The organism is Pseudofrankia sp. EUN1h (genome assembly GCF_001854645.1).
GTDB classification, from domain to species: Bacteria; Actinomycetota; Actinomycetes; order Frankiales; family Frankiaceae; genus Pseudofrankia; species Pseudofrankia saprophytica.
The window spans coordinates 17,230-33,778 of record NZ_MBLN01000053.1; the positions used below are offsets into that span (position 1 = coordinate 17,230).

A 16,549-nucleotide genomic window follows, 5' to 3' on the forward strand; every position below is an offset into this window, starting at 1 on the left:
CACTAGGCTTTGTGCATGACCTCCGCCTCCGCCGTCGCCGCAGCCCTCAAGACCCTGGACGTGGACGCGGTGGTGATCGGTACCGCCGCAGGCGACGACGGCCCGGTACCGCTTGGCGGCACCGCCGAGCTTGACGCGGCGCTCGGCGGCCGGCTGGCCAAGGTGCTCGCCGACGTCGGCGCGACCGGCCGGGCCGGCGATGTCGTCCGGTTCGCGACGCTCGGGGCGATCCAGGCGGGCAGCGTCGTCGCCGTCGGGGTCGGTCCGCTGCCGGCCGGCGGGGCGGCGGAGCTCGACCACGAGGCGCTGCGGCGCGCGGGCGGGGCGGCGACCCGGGCGCTCGCCGGCACCGCCAGGATCGCGACCACGCTCGCGCTCGCGGGCGGCGCGGCCACCCCCGAATCGGTGCGGGCTGCCGCCGAGGGCGCGCTGCTCGGCGCGTACAGCTTCGACGTGTTCCGGACGACGTCGGCGAAGGGCCGCCCGGCTCCGGCCGAGGAGGTCGTCGTGCTCGTCGACGAGGCGGACCCGGCGATCTCCACCGCGGTCGAGCACGCGGTGACGGTGACCGACGCGGTCCGGCTGGTGCGTGACCTGGTGAACACCCCGCCCGGGCACCTGCCGCCGGCGCGGCTCGCCGAGATCGCCGAGCAGGAGGCGGCCACGGCCGGCCTGCTCGTCGAGGTCCTGGACGAGCGGGAGCTCGCGGACGGCGGGTACGGCGGCCTGCTCGGCGTCGGGCAGGGCTCCACCAACCCGCCCCGGCTGGTGCGCCTGGAGTGGCCGGGCGCGGGCGCCGCGGACGGTGCCGAGCCGGCCCCGGTGGCGCTGGCGCTCGTCGGCAAGGGCATCACGTTCGACTCGGGCGGCCTCTCGCTCAAGCCGCCGCTGTCGATGGAGTGGATGAAGACCGACATGGCGGGCGCCGCGTCCGTGCTGGCGGCCCTCGTCGCGGCCGCGAGGCTGCGGCTGCCCGCCCGGGTGGTCGGCTGGCTCGCCTGCGCGGAGAACATGCCGAGCGGGACGGCGATCCGGCCGTCGGACGTGCTCACGCTGCGCGGCGGCACCCGGGTCGAGGTGCTCAACACCGACGCCGAAGGCCGGCTGGTTCTCGGTGACGCGCTGGTGCGGGCGGCCGAGGAGAAGCCGGCGATGATCGTCGACGTCGCGACGCTCACCGGCGCGCAGATCGTCGCGCTCGGCCAGCGCACCACCGGCCTGCTCGGCAGGGACGGCGCCGTCGAGGCGGTCGCCGCCGCGGCGCGGACCAGCGGCGAGGCCGTCTGGCCGATGCCGCTGCCGCCGGAGCTGCGCAAGGGCCTGGACTCGACGGTCGCCGACATCGCCAACGTGCCCGCGAACGGCAGCCGTGACGGCGGCATGCTCGTCGCCGGCCACTTCCTGGCCACCTTCGTGCCCACCGACGTCCCGTGGGCTCACCTGGACATCGCCGGACCGTCCTGGAACGGCGGCGAGCCCTACGGCCACACTCCCAAGGCCGCCACCGGTGCCATCACCCGCACCCTCATCCAACTGGCCGAGGACCGCGCCTCCGCTTAGGGCGAGCGCGCCGCGCGGCGCACCCCGTCCAAGGCTGGACGCACGGACGGGGGATCAGCCGCCGAGGGCGTTCTGGAGGCGGTCGGGGATGGTGAGCGCCATCGTGACGAGGGCGACGGTGACGGTGAGCTCGACGATGGCGCCGATGACCGGTTCCTGGGCACCGCCGAGGCGGCGACCCAGGAGCCGGCGCAGCAGCAGGCCGACGGCGGTGGCCAGCGCGAGGGCGACGACGGCGCGCAGCGCTCGGCTCGGGTCGCCCCCGTCGTAGTCGAGCCGGCCGGCGATGGCGGCCAGCGAGAACGACAGCGCCGTCGCGAGCGCCGCGCCGGCCGTCGACACCCGGCCCACCACGATCCGCCGGGAGGGCGCCGGCATGCCGGCCCGCGCCTCGTCGGCCCAGGCGGAGACATCCATGGCGGAGACGTCCGCGGCGGACACCGCCGACGCCTGTGGGCCATGTGGCCGGCGGGCGCCGGCGAGGGTGACGGCCAGGCGGCTGGCCAGGCAGGCGACGAGGATGCTGACCGTGCCGCGATGGGCAAGGATGGCGGTGCTCAGCGCGCAGACCTGGATCAGCACGACGAACAGCACCGCGGCCAGGCCGGCCGCGCCCACGGCGCCGCCACGGCTGTCCGCCGCCGTGGGTCCAGCCGGCGCGCCACGCCAGGCCTGGCCCGTGGCGAGAGCGTCCGCGACCGCGGCGAGGCCGGCCAGGTGACGCGCCCCGGAGGCGAGGGCGAGCAGCGCCAGACCGCCGGCGGCCGGCAGCAGCGACTGGGGCTGCCCGTCGGGCAGCCTCGCCCACAACCGGATGGAGACGACGACCACGGCCGTGACCAGGCCGAGCACCAGGCCGCCCAGGGGAGCGAGCGTCGTCAACCGGCTCGCCGCGGTACGGCTCACCGACTCGGTCGGCCGCACCGGCGCGGCGGTGAGCACGGCCAGCGTCGTGCGGGCGCTCATCAACAGGCCATCAGGTGATGTCCGCCGCATCGGCCTCACTGGCCCCGCCGTCCGCCGCCACGGCGGCGGCGAGGTCGGCGGCGGTCTCCACCGCGGCCGCCACCAGCGCGGCGGCGGCGAACGCGCCGGTCCCGTCGTCGGCGCGGATCCTCAGGTCGACCAGCGGGGACAGGCCGAGCGCCTCGACGGCGTGCCGTGCCGCCGGGTCGGGACAGTCGCTGCCCACCAGCCACCAGGCGCGGGCGCCCGGGGCCATCCGCTCCGCCGCGAGCGCCGCCGCGCAGGCCGCCGGGCCGTCGATGATGACCGGGGTGCGCCGGATGGCGGCCTGGACGAGCACGCCGGCGATGGCCGCGAGATCCGCGCCGCCGGCGACCCGCAGCACCGAACGGGCGTCGCCGGCGAACGGGCGGGTGCGGCGCAGCGCGTCCCGGATCGCCGCGGTACGCAGCATCCAGCGCGCGTCGTCGCTGCCGTCGCCGCGGTCCACCACGTCGATCGGCTCGTGGCTGCGCAGCGCCGCGATGACGACCGCGGCGGCGGTGTCCGCCCCCACGCCGAGCGCGCCCGGGATCAGCAGGTCCGCGCCCGCGTCGACCTCCTCGTCCGCGAGCAGCCGGCCGGTGGCGAACGCCTGGTCCACCTCGGCGACGGTCAGCGCGTCGTCCTGGTCGATCCGCCCGTTGCCAGCCCGCACCCGGTGGCCGCCGTCGTCCGGCCGACCCGGTCCCACGTCGCCTTCGCCGTCGACATCGCAGTCGACATCGCCTTCGACCGTCGCGCCGACGGCGATGTCGACGAGGCGCAGGCCGACGCCGGCGCGACGGGCGAGGACGGCGAGCGGCGAGGCGCCGGCGATGACGGCGGCCAGCCTGCGGGCGGTGGCGCCGGGCGGCCAGGGATACAGGCCTGCCTCGGCGATGCCGTGGTCGGCGGCCAGCAGGATGGCGCGGGCCTGGGTGATCGGCCGCGGCGGCGAGGTGCCCTGGGCCGCGGCGAGCCAGACGGCCACCTCGGAGAGCTTGCCGAGCGAACCCCGCGGCAGGCCGAGCGCGCGTGCCCGGCGGTGCGCGGCGGCCTGCTCGGCGGCGGCCGCGGCGGCGTCCGGCTCGGGCACGTCGCCGATGCCGGCCGAGACGCTCGCCCAGCTGGCCGCCGCAGCGGGCGTCACCTCGGCGGTCGGCTCTCCGGCCGAGGACGCCCCGGTCGCGTCGGTCAGCGGATTCTCCACGAGGTCTTACTACCTGATTGCCCGCGCCTCGGACCGCGCGCCCCCGTGACCGACCAGACGCCGGGGCCGACCGGCGCGAGTAACACCGGATCGGGTGAGCGACACAACCGGCGAGCAAGGAGGGCGATCAGGGTGGGCCGAAGGCGGTAGTTTCCGGATGTGTCGCTGGTTCCAGATCGGCGGGAAGTCGTCCCGCGGTGGTGGGGGGCGGGCGACCGGCGGCGGGTGTTCCTCAGCCATACATCCGAGCTCCGGGCCTACCCGCGCGACCTGTCGTTCGTCGCCGCGGCGGAGCGTGCCGTGGCCCGGGCTGGTGACCTCGCCGTCGACATGGCCTACTTCGGCGCCCGCGACGACCCACCGGCCGAGTTCTGCGCCGAGCAGGTCCGGGCGAGCGACGTCTACGTCGGCCTGATCGGCTTCCGATACGGCACCCCGGTGCGCGAGCGGCCGGACCTGTCCTACACCGAGGTCGAGTTCGAGGCGGCCACCGAGGCCGGCATCCCACGGCTGATGTTCCTGCTCGCCGAGGACGCCCTCGTGCCGTTCCAGGAGTTCTCCGACATCGTTTACGGCGACCGCCAGCGCGGATTCCGGGAACGGCTGAACGGCGTCGGCCTCATCACCACGAGCTTCCGGACGCCGGCCGACCTCGAGACGGCGGTCCTCGACGCCCTGGTCAAGCTGCGTGAGCGCGAGCGCCGCGAGCGCGAGGAAGCCGCCGCCGCCCTGCCGAACGGCAATGCCCTGGGCCCCGGACCCGCCGTGGTCATCGTCGGGGTCGGCGCGATCGGCCCCGACGCGGCGCAGGCGGGCACCGGGCCGCGCCGACCGTGGATGGTGCCATCGGCGCACGGCAAGGTCGTCGCCCGGCCGGAGCTCACCGAGGCCGTTCTCGCCCGGCTGCTGGCCCACGCCGCCGGCACCATCGCGCCAGCCGACGGCACCATCGCGCCATCCCTACGCGCCATCGCGCCGCCCGCCAGCGCCACCCTCGCCGCCACGGACGAGGACTCCTACTCGGACGAGATCACCCTGCCGGCCCCCCCGCCACCCGCGCTGGCCCCGCCACCCGCGCTGGCCCCGCCACCAGCGCTGGGCAGGCCGCCGGTCTCCCCCGCCGGGGGGCACCTGCCCGCCGTGCCGCGGCTGCCGGCCGTGCCGCCGGAGGGAGGCACCGGGGGGACGGGCGGCTTCCCGACCGTCGCCGCCGGCTCGGCGCCGGGAGAGGCGACCCAGGGCGCGGCCCGGCCGCGGATCGTGGTGCTGCGCGGGGTCGGCGGCTTCGGGAAGACCACGCTCGCGGCGGAGGTCTGCCGGCGCCCGGAGATCGTCGGCGCGTTCCCCGGCGGGGTGCTGTGGGTGACCGTCGGTGAGTCGGTGACCGGCGCGAACCTCGCGGACAAGGTCAACGACCTGAGCGAGGCCCTGTCCGGCGCCCGGCCGGCGCTCGCCGACCCCGAGCAGGCCGGGTTCCGCCTCGGCGAGCTGCTCGGCGCGCCGCGGCGACTGCTCGTCGTCGACGACGTCTGGACCCGCGCGCAGCTCGCGCCGTTCCTGCAGGGCGGCCCAGGCTGCGTCCGGCTGGTCACCACCCGGATGCGGGACCTGCCGCCGGACCTCGCCGCCGCCGACACCGTCGAGGTGCTGGCGATGTCCGACGCGGAGGCGGCCCGCCTGCTCACCCTCGACCTCGCCCCGCGGCCAGGGGAGACGTCCACCGGGGAGACCGTCTCGCACGTCGCCGAGGACGAGGACGGGGACCGGGACGCGGCCGCCGTGCTGGGCCTCGTGCTGCCGGCCGACCGGGCTCGCCGCCTGCTGGACGCGACCGGGCGCTGGCCGGTGCTGCTGCGGCTGGTCAACCGGGCGCTCGTCCGGCTGGTGCGCGAGGGCGTGCCACCGCCGCGCGCGGCCGACCGGGTGCTCGCCCGGCTGGCACGCCGTGGCCCGACGGCGTTCGACGTCACCCGGCTCGAGGATCGCAACCAGGCGGTCGGCGCCACCCTGTCGGCGAGCGTCGGCCTGCTCACCGGCGACGAGCTCGACCGGTACCTGGAGCTCGCCGTCTTCCCCGAGGACGTCGAGATCCCCCGCTATGTCCTCGACGCGTACTGGGGCGCCACCGGCGAGCTCACCGCCGACGAGGTCGACGACCTGTGCCAGGAGCTCGTCGACCTGTCGCTGGTGCTCGCCTACCGCCGGCACCCGCCCGCGCTGCTGATGCAGGACGTGCTGCGCTCCTACCTGCGCGTCCGCGTCGGCCCGAGGCGGCTGCGTGAGCTGCACGGGTTGCTGTGCGACGCGCTTCGAGCCCGGCTGCTCGCGCCGGGCCGGCCGCCGGCCGCCGGCGCCGCGGACACCGACGACGTCCTGACCTACGGCTACGACCTCGCGGACAACGACAACTACGACGGCGACGCCGCGGGTGACACCGAACGCCCGGGCCCCGGTGACGAAGCGGCGGACGCCGCCACGCCCGCGGCCTGGTGGGAGCTGCCGAGCCGGGCCGGCTATGTGTGGACGAACCTGGTCGCGCACCTCGTCGGCGCCGGCCGCGCCGGCGAGGCGCTCGCGCTGCTGCGGGACCTGCGCTGGACGATCGCCAAGCTCGCCCGGCCGAGCCTCGGCCTGGTCGCCGTCGACGCGGACCTGGCGCTCGCCACCGAGCTGGACCCGACGGACCCGGCGCTGCGGGCGTTGCGCCGGGTGCTGCGCCAGACCGCGCACCTGTTCGGCCCCACCGATCCGCCGGGCGCCCTGAGCGCGGTGCTGACGAGCCGGCTCGACGGCATCCCCGCGCTCGCCGACGCCCGCGCCCAGCTCGCCGCCACGGTGCGCGGGCCGCGGCTGGTCAATCGTTGGAGCCTGCCCGACCAGCCCCACCCCGGGCTCGTCCGGGTGCTCCAGGCCCACCGCCCGTCGGTCAACGCCTGCGCGGTGGCGCCGTCGGGCGGCTGGCTGGCCTGCGCCGGCGACGACGGCACCGTCCAGATCTGGGACGCGGACGCGTCGGCGGCCCGCGCCGTGCTGACCGGCCACACCGGCGCCGTGCACACCTGCGTGATCTCGCCGGACGGCCGCTTCCTCGTGTCGGGCGGCGCGGACCGGGTGGTCCGGGTCTGGGACGCCCGCGGCGGACCCGCCCGGTTCGAGCTGCGCGGCCACAACGGGGAGGTGCGCGGCGCCGCCGTCGCCCCGTCCGGCGCCTGGTTCGCGACCTGCGGCGACGACGGCGTCGTCCGCTGCTGGCGGGCCCGCAGCGGCCTGCCCGGCCCGATGATCGTGGTGACCCCGGGCCGGCGGTTGCGCGACTGCGCGGTCGCGCCCCATGGCTCGCTGCTCGCCGTGGCGTGCGAGGACGGGACGATCCGGCTGTTCGACATCCGCCAGGGCGGCGCCCCGGCCGGCGAGCTGCGCGGGCACCGCGGTCCCGTGCGCCGGCTCGCCGTCTGCGACGGGCCGGCCTGGCTGGTGTCCGCCGGGGAGGACGGCACGGTCCGGCGGTGGGATCCGGCGGCCCGTGCCGCCGTCGCGCGCTACGAGGTGGGCGCCGCGGCGCGCGGCTGCGCGGTCACCGCGGACGGCGCGGCCGTGGCCGCGACCGCGGCCGACGGTGTCGTGCGGCTGTGGGACACGGCGACCGGCGCGCGCCGGCAACTGGTCGGTCCGAGCGGGACGGCGGCGGTCTGCGCGATCGCCCCGGACGGGAGCTGGCTGGTCTCCGCCGGCCGGCACGGGGCGCTGCGGATCTGGGACGTCGGGCTCGCCGACCCGGGCGTCGCGGCGAGTGGCCGGGACGAGGGGATGCGCGCCTGCGTCGCGAGCTCGGACGGGCGCTGGGTGGTCTCCGTCTCCGAGGACGCCACGGCCGTCCAGTGGGACGTCGCCACGGCCGAGCAGGGGGCCGCGCTGGTGGGGGAGCGGCTCAACCCCGTCCGCGGCGGCGCGGTCGCCCCCGACGACAGCTGGGTGGCGCTGCCCGGCCGGGACGGCGGCGTCCGGCTGTGGGAGCCGACGACCGGCGTCGTCCGCGCGGTGCTGACCTCGCCGAGCGAGGTCCGCGGCTTCGCCGCGTCGCCCGACGGTTCCTGGCTGGTCGGCGCGTGCGCGGACGGCGTCGTGCGAATGTGGGACACCCAGAGCGGCGAGTGGCTCGCCTCGTTCGCCGGTGGCGGTGGCCGCGGGGGTGCCGGTGGGCCCGACGGAGCCGGTGGTCGCCGGGCGGGCGCGCCGCCGCGTGCGTTCGTCAGCCAGCCTTCGACCACCCAGCCGTCGACCACGGGCCGGCGGGCCCGGTACCTGGACGACGCGGACAGGTACCCGACCGATCCGTACCCCGAAGATCCTTACTATGCCGAGGCCTCCTCCGCGGACGGGGAGACCGGTGGCGGTGGCGCCGGGCACACCTGCGTCGTCGCCCCTGACGGCACCTGGGTGGCCGCTGGCGGCACGGACCGGGAGATCCGGGTCTGGGATGTCATCACGCTGGAGCCGGTGGCCCTGCTCACCGGGCACACCAACGAGGTGCTGGGCCTCACCGTCGCGCCGGACGGGCGTTTCCTGGTCTCCGCCGGCGCCGACCACACGCTGAGGGTCTGGTGGACCGACGGCTGGCTCGCGGGGCCGGTGCTGGCCGGGCACACCCACACGGTCCGGGGCGCGGCGGTCAGCCCCGACGGGGCGTATCTCGCCAGCGCCGGTGGCGACGGCTCGGTGCGAATCTGGGAGACGGAGCGCTGGCGGTGCGTCACGCTCATGCGGTTCGACGGCGCGGCCAGGGACTGCGGCTGGCTGCCCGACTCGCGCGGCCTCGCCGTGGCCGCCTCCGGCGGCCTCTACCTCTACGAGCTGCGCCTCGACTAGCCCCGGCCCGGCCCGGCCTCAGCCGAGGTTGGGTGGGGTGAGGGCCGCGGCCGCCGACGCCATGACGACGAGCATGAGCGCGAGTGCCGAGACGGCGTCCAACCTGGCTCGCGCAGCCCTGGCCCGCGCGGCCGGTGGACGGGACCGCGCGGAACGCCCGGTGATGACGACGACCAGCGCGACCACGCCGACCAGCACCGCCAGCCGACCGGAGACGCCGTCCGCCGGGACCCAGCCAAGCCCGGCCCACAGACCTATGAGCACAGCCAGGGCGCGTCCCGCGCGAACGCCGCGGCCACGGACGCCGTGGCGAGTCCCGCACGTCACGGCAGGGAAGTACCCACAGCGACAGATCCGGACGCCGGTGCCCAGCGGGGCGGGCGGAAGGACCCGCCCGGCTTCTCCCGTTCGCCGGGTTCTTCTCAGCCCGACGCGGGAAGCGTCACGGTGGCGCGCCCGCCAGGAGTGGCCTCGAGGACCGCGCCGTCCGGGAGCAGATCGACGCCGATCGCGGCGAGGCGCTCGGCGAGCGCCGGCCCGGGTGGGTTGCGGTGGCTCAGGTGGACGGCCACGACGGTCGAGGTGTCGGTCAGGGCGTCGCGCGCCCGGAGCCGCTCGAGGTCGGTGGTGAACGTCGCGAGGTCGAGATGGTCGCCGAAGCCGGGCCGGTCGCCGTTGTTCTCCTCGACGAGCGCCACGTCGAACGCGCGGCCGGCCAGCGCCTCGACGGTCGCCGTGGTCAGCGGACCGGTGTCGCAGGCATAGAGCAGCCGGGCGCCGTCCGGGCCGGTGATGTCGTAGAGCACCGCCGGGCCGATCGAGGCGTCCCCGTGGGTCGCCGCCACCGGAACCACCCGGTAGCCGTCCCCATCCCCGTCCTTGTCCGGACCGTCGAGCCGGATGGGGCTGCCGGCCAGGGCGGGCCTGGGGCGCAGGGGCGAGCCGGCCTCGCCGGGCGCCCTTCCCTCCCAGCGGGTCAGGAAGGCCGCGATGGCGTCGAGCACCGCCGGCGGCCCGACGACGTCGAGCGGGCGGGTCGCCGCGGTGCTCCAGGATCGCCACATCAGTGCCTCCGGCCCGACGTGGTCCGGATGGGCATGCCCGACCAGGAGATGACGCAGGCCCTCCAGCCCGACTCCGAACCGGGCCGCGGCGCGCGGCACATCCGGGCCGATGTCGACCAGCACGGCATCGTCGAGCAGCACGCCCGTCTGCCCTCGGGCGTTGCCGGTGTCGCGCGCCCAGGCGCACGACGGGCAGGCACACCAGGGGTTCGGCCAGCCGTCGGCCGAGCCGGTGCCCAGCAGGGTGACGCGCACTTCTCCCGCTCTCTGCCGCCCGACGGTGGCGACCCTGCCGGGCCGCGCTCAGACGTGCGGGTGGCGCTTGCGCTCCGCGAGCGTCATGAGCGTCAGCACGATGCCAAGCACGATGATCGAGCCAAATGTGAGGAGCGCCACGACCCAGGGGGCGAACCCGCTGTCGCTGTGCTGGGCCGCCTCGGCGAGCTGTGTGACCACGTGGACATTCCTCCGCTTCTGATGCTGACCTGCGCGTCACGGTGCCGATGCGCCGGAGGCCCGCCGGCCAGCCGGCCCGTTCGCCGCCGCGTCCGTCCGGGTCCGCCGACCGGCCCTCCCGCGGACGGCCGCTGGTGGAGCGGGGCGTTTGGCGGGGCGCCGCGCCTACGGTAGCCAATCGGAAGTAATTCGTGCCGACGTTGCGGACCGGCGACGTTACCGACCTAGCGCACATCCTGGCCCGACCGCCCCGCCCGAGGCCAGTGACGATTGGATGGCACATGGACGGCGGGATGCCGCCGACGATCGTGGCGTGTTCACGAGGAGGTGCGCGGGTGAGCTGGACCTGGCGGTACGAGAGTGATGACGGTGCGTCGGTGACGGTGGCCGGGGCGTCTGGGTCCGAGTCGTTCCCGAGCCAGGGCGACGCGGAGACCTGGATAGGGGAGGCCTGGTCCGAGCTGCTCGAGGGCGGCGTCACCCAGGTCACGCTGTCCGAGGCGGGCCGCAAGGTCTACGGCCCGATGAGTCTGCGCCCGACGACCTGAGCCTGACGACCTGAGCTACCGGCGCGAGGCGGTCAGCCCGCTCGTCGGCGAGGTCCGGGTCGCCGAGGCCAACTAAGTTAGCCTCGGCCGTTGACAAGGCTAACGGCGTTAGCCATAGTGGGGCTAACGCTGTTAGCTACCCATTTGGGAGTCATCATGAACGAGGCCCTGCCCGCCGCCGAGTCCGCCGGTTCCGTCGAGCCCGCCGGTTCCACTGGTTCCGTCGAGCCCGCCGGTACCGCTGCGCCGGGTGCCCCGGCGCATTACCAGGCGCCCGGTGCGTTCACCCGCAAGGTCTTCAACCGTCTGGTCGCGGCCCTCACCCGGCGCGGGGTGAGCGTGCTCGGCAGCCGGGTGCTCGAGGTGCGTGGCCGGACCAGTGGTGAGCCGCGGCGCACCCCCGTCAACCTGCTTGTCCTCGATGGTCGGGAGTACCTGGTGTCACCGCGCGGACACGGGCAGTGGGTCCGCAACGTGCGGGCGGCCGATGGCGAGCTGCACCTGCTGCTCGGTCGGTCCCGGGCCCACTACCGGGCCACGGAGCTGGCCGACGAGGAGAAGGTCCAGGTGCTGCGCGCCTACCTCAAGCGGTGGAAGGCTGAGGTCGGCGTCTTCTTCGGCGGCGTGGGACCCGACTCGTCCGACGAGGAACTCGCCGCGATCGCCCCCCGCCACCCGGYCTTCGTGCTGGAGCGGATCGCCTGACCGTCCGCCCGCCCCAGGAGGTGCGTCCGTTGATGTCCCAGGCCGCGGTCTCGGCCGAGGCGACGGCGGTGGGTTCCGGCGGGGAGCCGGCCAGGCTGCCGCTGCCGCTGCCCCGGATCGCGGTGCGGCCGGAGCCGTCGGAACGGTCGGAGCGGGTGCGCGAGATCGTCGCCGCCGGCCTCAGGCTGCTCGCGGCGGAGGGAGCGGACGCGTTGACGATGCGCCGCCTCGGCGACGAGATCGGCATTCGGGCGGCGTCGCTCTACAAGCACCTGCCGGGCAAACCCGCGCTGGAGGTGGCGCTCGTCGAGACCGGCCTGTTCGGTATGGGCGACGCGCTGYACGCCGTCGTCGACGCGGCGAGCCCCGCGGGTGTCGTCGCCGCGCTGCTGGCCGAGTACCGGCGGTTCGCGCTCGCGAGCGCCAACCTCTACCGGCTCGCCACCTCCGGCCGCATCGACCGGAGTCTGCTCACCCCCGGTCTGGACGACTGGTCGGGCGAGCCGTTCTACCGAGCGACCGGTGACCCCTGGGTCGCTCAGGCCCTGTTCGCCGCGGCGCACGGGGCGGTGATCCTGGAGATGGACAACGCCTACAACAACATGTCCGACCTGGACGCGACGTGGCGGGCACTCGCCAGGGCCTTCACCACCTGACCCGCCACCCGCCGGGCGAACACAGATCGCGTCAGCTGAGTGACCCCATAGGCAGTCTGCGTCGACACGGTTCTACCTGGTAGTCGGCCTATTGGGGTGCCAGCCACCACGGTTGAGGTCTGGCTAACGTACGGCGACGCCGCCGAGGGCCTCGTCGATGCGGGTGAGGATCTCCGGGGCGAGGGTGACGCCGGCGGCCTTGACGTTCTCGCGGACCTGCTCGGGCCGGGACGCTCCGATGATCGCGGACGCGACGTTCTCGTTCTGCAGCACCCACGCGACGGCCAGCTGAGCGAGCGAGAGCCCGGCGTCGTCGGCGACCGGGCGCAGGTTCTGCACGGCGGTCAGCACGTCGTCGCCCATCAGCCGCTCGATGAAGGCGGCGCCGGTGCCGCCGGTGGCCCGGCTGCCGGGCGGCGGCGGCTGCCCGGGGAGGTACTTGCCGGTCAGCACGCCCTGCGCGATGGGCGACCAGACGATCTGCGAGACGCCTGCCTTGGCGGACGCCGGCACGATCTCGGCCTCGATCGTGCGTACGAGCGCCGAGTACTGCGGCTGGTTGGAGATGATCCGGTCCAGGCCCATCTCGCCGGCCAGCCGCACCGCCTCGGTGATCTGTCCGGCGGACCACTCGGAGACGCCGATGTAGAGCGTCTTGCCGGCGCGCACCAGGTCGTCGAACGCCCGCAGCGTCTCCTCGAGCGGCACCGTCGGGTCGTAGCGATGCGCCTGGTACAGGTCGACGTAGTCGGTGCGCAGCCGCTTCAACGAGGCGTTCATCGACTCGATGATGTGCTTGCGGCCCAGGCCCTTGTCGTTCTGGCCGGGGCCGGTCGGCCAGAAGACCTTGGTCGCGAGCTCGTAGGACTCGCGCCGGACGCCGGCGAGCGCCTCGCCCAGCACGGTCTCGGCCCGTCCGCCGGCGTAGACGTCGGCGGTGTCGAAGGTCGTGATGCCCTCGTCGAAGGCGGCGCGCACGCAGGCGATCGCCTGCTCGGCCTCGATCTGGTCACCGTGGGTGATCCAGTTTCCATATGAGATCTGGCTGACGGTCAGGCCGCTGCGCCCTAGGCGTCGATACTCCACACCGCCGACTCTAGGACCCGTACAGACGATCGAACCTCACGGTTCCACCTCGACGGCGGGGCGCGGGGCGTCGCGTGCCCCGCCCCGCCCTACCTTTCGCCGCGCGCGACCCGGGGCGGTGGCATACGCCAGCGGCGCGGGACCAGCGAGCGCTGCACGGCGTAGACCTTGACCTTCACCCGTGAGTCCGGGTAGCGCTCCTGGACCGCCCTGCTGACCTTGCGGACGAGGAAGAAGCCATCGATGGCCACCGCGGCGATGCCGACGATCATCACGTAGACGGCGACCAGCCGGATGTAACCGTTCGGCACGATCCCGCCGATGAAGTAGACGACGATCGCGACCAGGAAGAACGAGCCGGCGTTGATCCGGCTGTCCACGATGTCGCGGGCCAGCACCCGCTCCGGCACGCGCTCCCGCGCGGGCATCTTCGACAGGTCGCCCGAACGCAGCGCGGCCCGTTGCTCGGCCATCGCGCGGCGGCGGTCGCCCTTGTCGCGCTGACGACCTTCCTTGGTGTTCGCCGCCGAGCCGAGGGTGCCGACCGTCGAGCGGGCCGCGCGCGCCTCCGAGCGTTTCGGCGTCGGCCGGCCCTTCTTGGCCGTCATCCKGGCGTCCGGAGAGGCGTACTCGTCGACGTCGACCTCGACCTCCGCGCCGGAGTCCTCCGGCGCGGTGTCGCGCGACCGCTTTCTGAGGCCGATCATGGCCATTACGGGAGAGCCAACATCTGGTCGAGGGCCTTTCGGGCATAGGTGGCCACGTCCGGTGCGACCGTGATCCGGTTGACCGGCTCGCCGCGGACGAGGGACTCCAGCGCCCACACGAGGTGTGGCATGTCGATGCGGTTCATTGTGGAGCAGAAGCACACGGTGCGGTCCAGGAAGACGATGTTCTTGTCAGGGTGGCGGTTCGCGAGCCGCTGCACCAGGTTGAGCTCGGTGCCGATCGCGAACGAGGAACCGGCCGGGGCCGCGTCCACCACCTTGATGATGTACTCCGTCGATCCGACCAGGTCGGCGGCGGTCACCACCTCGCGCTTGCATTCGGGGTGTACCAGAACACTTACCCCAGGGACCCGCGCCCGTACCTCGTCGACGCAGTCGCGGCTGAACCGGCCGTGCACCGAGCAGTGGCCCCGCCAGAGGATCATCTTCGCGTCCCGCAGCTGAGCGGGGGTGAGGCCCCCGTTCGGGCGGCGCGGGTCGTAGACGACGCAGTCCGCCTCGGTCAACCCGAGCTCACCGACCGCGGTGTTGCGGCCCAGGTGCTGGTCGGGCAGGAACAGCACGCGCTGGCCGCCGCGCTCGGGGCCGAACGCCCAGTCGAGCGCGCGTCGAGCATTCGACGACGTGCAGACCGTGCCGCCGTGGCGGCCCGTGAACGCTTTGATCGCGGCTGAGGAGTTCATGTAGGTCACCGGCACGGTGCCCTCGGCCGCGCCCGCGTCGAGCAGGTCGTCCCAGGCCTGTTCGACCTGCTCGGCGGTGGCCATGTCGGCCATCGAGCAGCCCGCCGCCAGGTCCGGGAGGATCACCCCTTGGTGCGGCGCGGTCAGGATGTCGGCACTCTCGGCCATGAAGTGCACGCCACAGAACACGATGTGCTCGGCCTCGGGCCGGGCCGCGGCCTGCTGGGCGAGCTTGAACGAGTCGCCGGTGACGTCCGCGAACGCGATCACGTCGTCGCGCTGGTAGTGGTGGCCGAGGACGAAGACCTTCTCGCCCAGTGCCGCCTTCGCCGCGGCGGCCCGCTCGGCCAGCGCCGGGTCGGCCGCCGCGGGCAGCGCGCCGGGGCAGTCGACGCCGCGTTCGCTGTCGGCGTCGGTCCCGTGGCCGAGCAGGAGCAGGGCCAGCGGTGACGGGGTCACACCGAGGCGTTCCAGAGTCGGGTTGGTCGTCATGGCAGGCCCCCTTGGGCGGTGCGCCGTGTACGAGGACGCCCCCACCGGCCGGCCCTCGCCGGCCCCTGGGACGCCCCTCGGCCCTGGACGTTCGGGGCTCGTGGGGCGGGACACCGGGCTGGCTCTGGCGCGTTCTGTGGGGAGGTCGGTCGACATATGGTCGAAGAGACTCTAACTCATTAATGGTCGACGAGACACTAACTGCGGTCTGCGGGCCATGCGTGGTTTGTCGCGGAGTCGCCCCGCGGTCACCTTCCCGACAGTTCTGCCGGGCCGCGGGCCGCCGCGGGCTCGCCTGTTCGTGCCGTGCGCGGGCGTCAGCGGGTCCGGCGGCCCGGTCGCGGAAGAGACGTTCGACCCGAGTGAGATGGGTCACTAGGGTGACCCGCTCCGGGTGGACTGGCTGGGAACGCCTGCCCCGTTGGCACTGGCACCGCGGGCCCACAGCCTGGGAGGCATGCCCGGAGAAGGGTGACGTCGTGGCCGGCGCACCGGCCGGTAGCTACGATGGGAAGCGGAACCGGGCCGCGGTTGTTGAGCGCTGAGGACATGACACCAGTGACACGGTGTGCGTCGACGCGGCGTACGTCACACCTCGGCCGAACCAACCGGCGGCACCGTTGCCGGATGGGACCGGCCGAGCTGTGTGGAGGGCGCCGACACGGCCCGGTCGTACGGATCCCGCGGCGCACCCGTAGGCACTTTCCGAAGGGCAGGAGCAGCCCCTATGACCGTCCAGGACACGACGACGGACACCCAGACCCGGCCCAGCCAGGTCCTCCTCACCGACCTGGCCGCTAGCAAGGTGAAGTCCCTGCTCGAGCAGGAGGGCCGCGACGACCTGGCTCTGCGCATCGCCGTACAGCCCGGCGGCTGCTCTGGCATGCGCTACCAGCTGTTCTTCGACGAGCGCCAGCTCGACGGAGACACCGTGCTCGACTTCTCCGGTGTCAAGGTCACGGTCGACCGGATGAGCTCCCCGTACCTGGGCGGCGCCACCATCGACTTCGTCGACACCATCGAGAAGCAGGGCTTCACGATCGACAACCCCAACGCCCAGGGCTCCTGCGCCTGCGGTGACTCCTTCCACTAGGCGAACCCTGTTCGCTGCCCTTCGGGCAGCTTCCCGGAGGGGTGTCAGTCGATGTCTGCTCCGGGGGGCGACCCCCGGACGCCCGATGTCGAGCTCCGCTCGACGGGGTGGCCGGACGTGGCTACTGGCGGGACTAGCAGGTACTGATCGTTCGAGGGCCCGGCGTGACCGAGATCTATTCGGTCACGCCGGGCCCTCGGCGTCTTCCAGGCCAGGACCTGTCCCTAGCCGCGACACAAAGGCGCCACGAGCGAAGCGAGGTGGCCCGCGTGGGGATGGTTCTGGATCGGCTGGTCTTGGTTTGGTGACGTTCCAGCGATAGGTGACCGTGCGGCGCGGAGGCGCGCCTCCGCGGAGGCCCGGCCACGAGCGAAGCGAAGTGGTTGGGCCGCAGCGGAGGTCGCCGTAGCGCCCG

14 protein-coding genes are annotated in these 16,549 nt (G+C 74.6%); 6 read left to right on the plus strand and 8 right to left on the minus strand.

All coding sequences use genetic code 11. The features are described from left to right. The first annotated feature begins 15 nt into the window (after window positions 1-15). Window positions 16-1,560, plus strand: a complete 1,545-nt coding sequence (locus tag BCD49_RS17965) for a leucyl aminopeptidase (protein WP_007516264.1) — start codon at window positions 16-18, stop codon at window positions 1,558-1,560. Window positions 1,561-1,614: 54 nt separating this feature from the next. Here the strand turns inward: BCD49_RS17965 and BCD49_RS17970 are convergent, their stop codons facing one another. Together BCD49_RS17970 and BCD49_RS17975 are read right to left on the minus strand one after the other, a co-directional pair. Then, window positions 1,615-2,526, minus strand: a complete 912-nt coding sequence (locus tag BCD49_RS17970) for an adenosylcobinamide-GDP ribazoletransferase (protein ID WP_007516265.1) — start codon at window positions 2,524-2,526, stop codon at window positions 1,615-1,617. Window positions 2,527-2,536: 10 nt separating this feature from the next. After that, window positions 2,537-3,757 carry a nicotinate-nucleotide--dimethylbenzimidazole phosphoribosyltransferase gene (locus BCD49_RS17975; RefSeq protein ID WP_007516266.1) on the minus strand — a complete coding sequence of 407 codons (1,221 nt, stop codon included), beginning with the start codon at window positions 3,755-3,757 and terminating at the stop codon, window positions 2,537-2,539. A 159-nt stretch (window positions 3,758-3,916) separates the two neighbouring features. On the opposite strand from BCD49_RS17975, the gene BCD49_RS17980 reads away from it, so the two are divergent. Next, window positions 3,917-8,623, plus strand: a complete 4,707-nt coding sequence (locus tag BCD49_RS17980) for an NB-ARC domain-containing protein (protein ID WP_007516268.1) — start codon at window positions 3,917-3,919, stop codon at window positions 8,621-8,623. A gap of 18 nt (window positions 8,624-8,641) precedes the next feature. Here BCD49_RS17980 and BCD49_RS17985 read toward each other — a convergent pair whose 3' ends face one another. The 3 genes from BCD49_RS17985 to BCD49_RS44145 form a co-directional block, all read right to left on the minus strand. Then, window positions 8,642-8,887, minus strand: a complete 246-nt coding sequence (locus BCD49_RS17985; RefSeq protein ID WP_007516269.1) for a hypothetical protein — start codon at window positions 8,885-8,887, stop codon at window positions 8,642-8,644. A gap of 158 nt (window positions 8,888-9,045) precedes the next feature. Next, window positions 9,046-9,942, minus strand: coding sequence for an MBL fold metallo-hydrolase (locus BCD49_RS17990; RefSeq protein WP_007516270.1), 897 nt, complete (start codon window positions 9,940-9,942; stop codon window positions 9,046-9,048). 48 nt (window positions 9,943-9,990) lie between these two features. Then, complete coding sequence (locus tag BCD49_RS44145; protein ID WP_007516271.1) at window positions 9,991-10,143, minus strand: hypothetical protein; 153 nt, start codon at window positions 10,141-10,143, stop codon at window positions 9,991-9,993. Window positions 10,144-10,478: 335 nt separating this feature from the next. Here BCD49_RS44145 and BCD49_RS17995 point away from each other — a divergent pair, with 335 nt between their 5' ends. The 3 genes from BCD49_RS17995 (at window position 10,479) to BCD49_RS18005 (ending at window position 12,052) form a co-directional block, all read left to right on the plus strand. Further along, a complete protein-coding gene (locus BCD49_RS17995; protein ID WP_007516272.1) occupies window positions 10,479-10,691 on the plus strand; it encodes a hypothetical protein in 213 nt (70 codons plus the stop codon). Between the two features lie 156 nt (window positions 10,692-10,847). Beyond that, window positions 10,848-11,396, plus strand: a complete 549-nt coding sequence (locus BCD49_RS18000; RefSeq protein WP_071041708.1) for a nitroreductase/quinone reductase family protein — start codon at window positions 10,848-10,850, stop codon at window positions 11,394-11,396. A gap of 32 nt (window positions 11,397-11,428) precedes the next feature. Further along, window positions 11,429-12,052: a TetR/AcrR family transcriptional regulator gene (locus BCD49_RS18005; RefSeq protein ID WP_071041709.1), complete on the plus strand. Its 624-nt coding sequence runs from the start codon at window positions 11,429-11,431 to the stop codon at window positions 12,050-12,052. Window positions 12,053-12,175: 123 nt separating this feature from the next. Here the strand turns inward: BCD49_RS18005 and BCD49_RS18010 are convergent, their stop codons facing one another. The 3 genes from BCD49_RS18010 to nadA form a co-directional block, all read right to left on the minus strand. Then, on the minus strand, window positions 12,176-13,138 hold the full coding sequence (locus BCD49_RS18010; RefSeq protein WP_007516275.1) for an aldo/keto reductase family protein: 963 nt from the start codon (window positions 13,136-13,138) through the stop codon (window positions 12,176-12,178). A gap of 89 nt (window positions 13,139-13,227) precedes the next feature. Next, complete coding sequence (locus BCD49_RS18015) at window positions 13,228-13,845, minus strand: DUF3043 domain-containing protein (protein ID WP_051467646.1); 618 nt, start codon at window positions 13,843-13,845, stop codon at window positions 13,228-13,230. A gap of 5 nt (window positions 13,846-13,850) precedes the next feature. Then, entirely contained in the window at window positions 13,851-15,041 is a 1,191-nt protein-coding gene (nadA, locus tag BCD49_RS18020) for a quinolinate synthase NadA (RefSeq protein WP_007516277.1), read from the minus strand. Between the two features lie 727 nt (window positions 15,042-15,768). Here nadA and erpA point away from each other — a divergent pair. Then, window positions 15,769-16,134, plus strand: a complete 366-nt coding sequence (gene erpA, locus BCD49_RS18025; protein WP_007516278.1) for an iron-sulfur cluster insertion protein ErpA — start codon at window positions 15,769-15,771, stop codon at window positions 16,132-16,134. The last annotated feature ends 415 nt before the right edge of the window (window positions 16,135-16,549 follow it).

What these genes read in the sequence shown, in the direction of transcription:
- BCD49_RS17970 (WP_007516265.1), bottom strand. Translation starts at nt 2,526, where the DNA reads ATGAGCGCCCGCACGACGCTGGCCGTGCTCACCGCCGCGCCGGTGCGG.
- nadA (WP_007516277.1), bottom strand. Translation starts at nt 15,041, where the DNA reads ATGACGACCAACCCGACTCTGGAACGCCTCGGTGTGACCCCGTCACCG.
- BCD49_RS17965 (WP_007516264.1), top strand. Translation starts at nt 16, where the DNA reads ATGACCTCCGCCTCCGCCGTCGCCGCAGCCCTCAAGACCCTGGACGTG.
- erpA (WP_007516278.1), top strand. Translation starts at nt 15,769, where the DNA reads ATGACCGTCCAGGACACGACGACGGACACCCAGACCCGGCCCAGCCAG.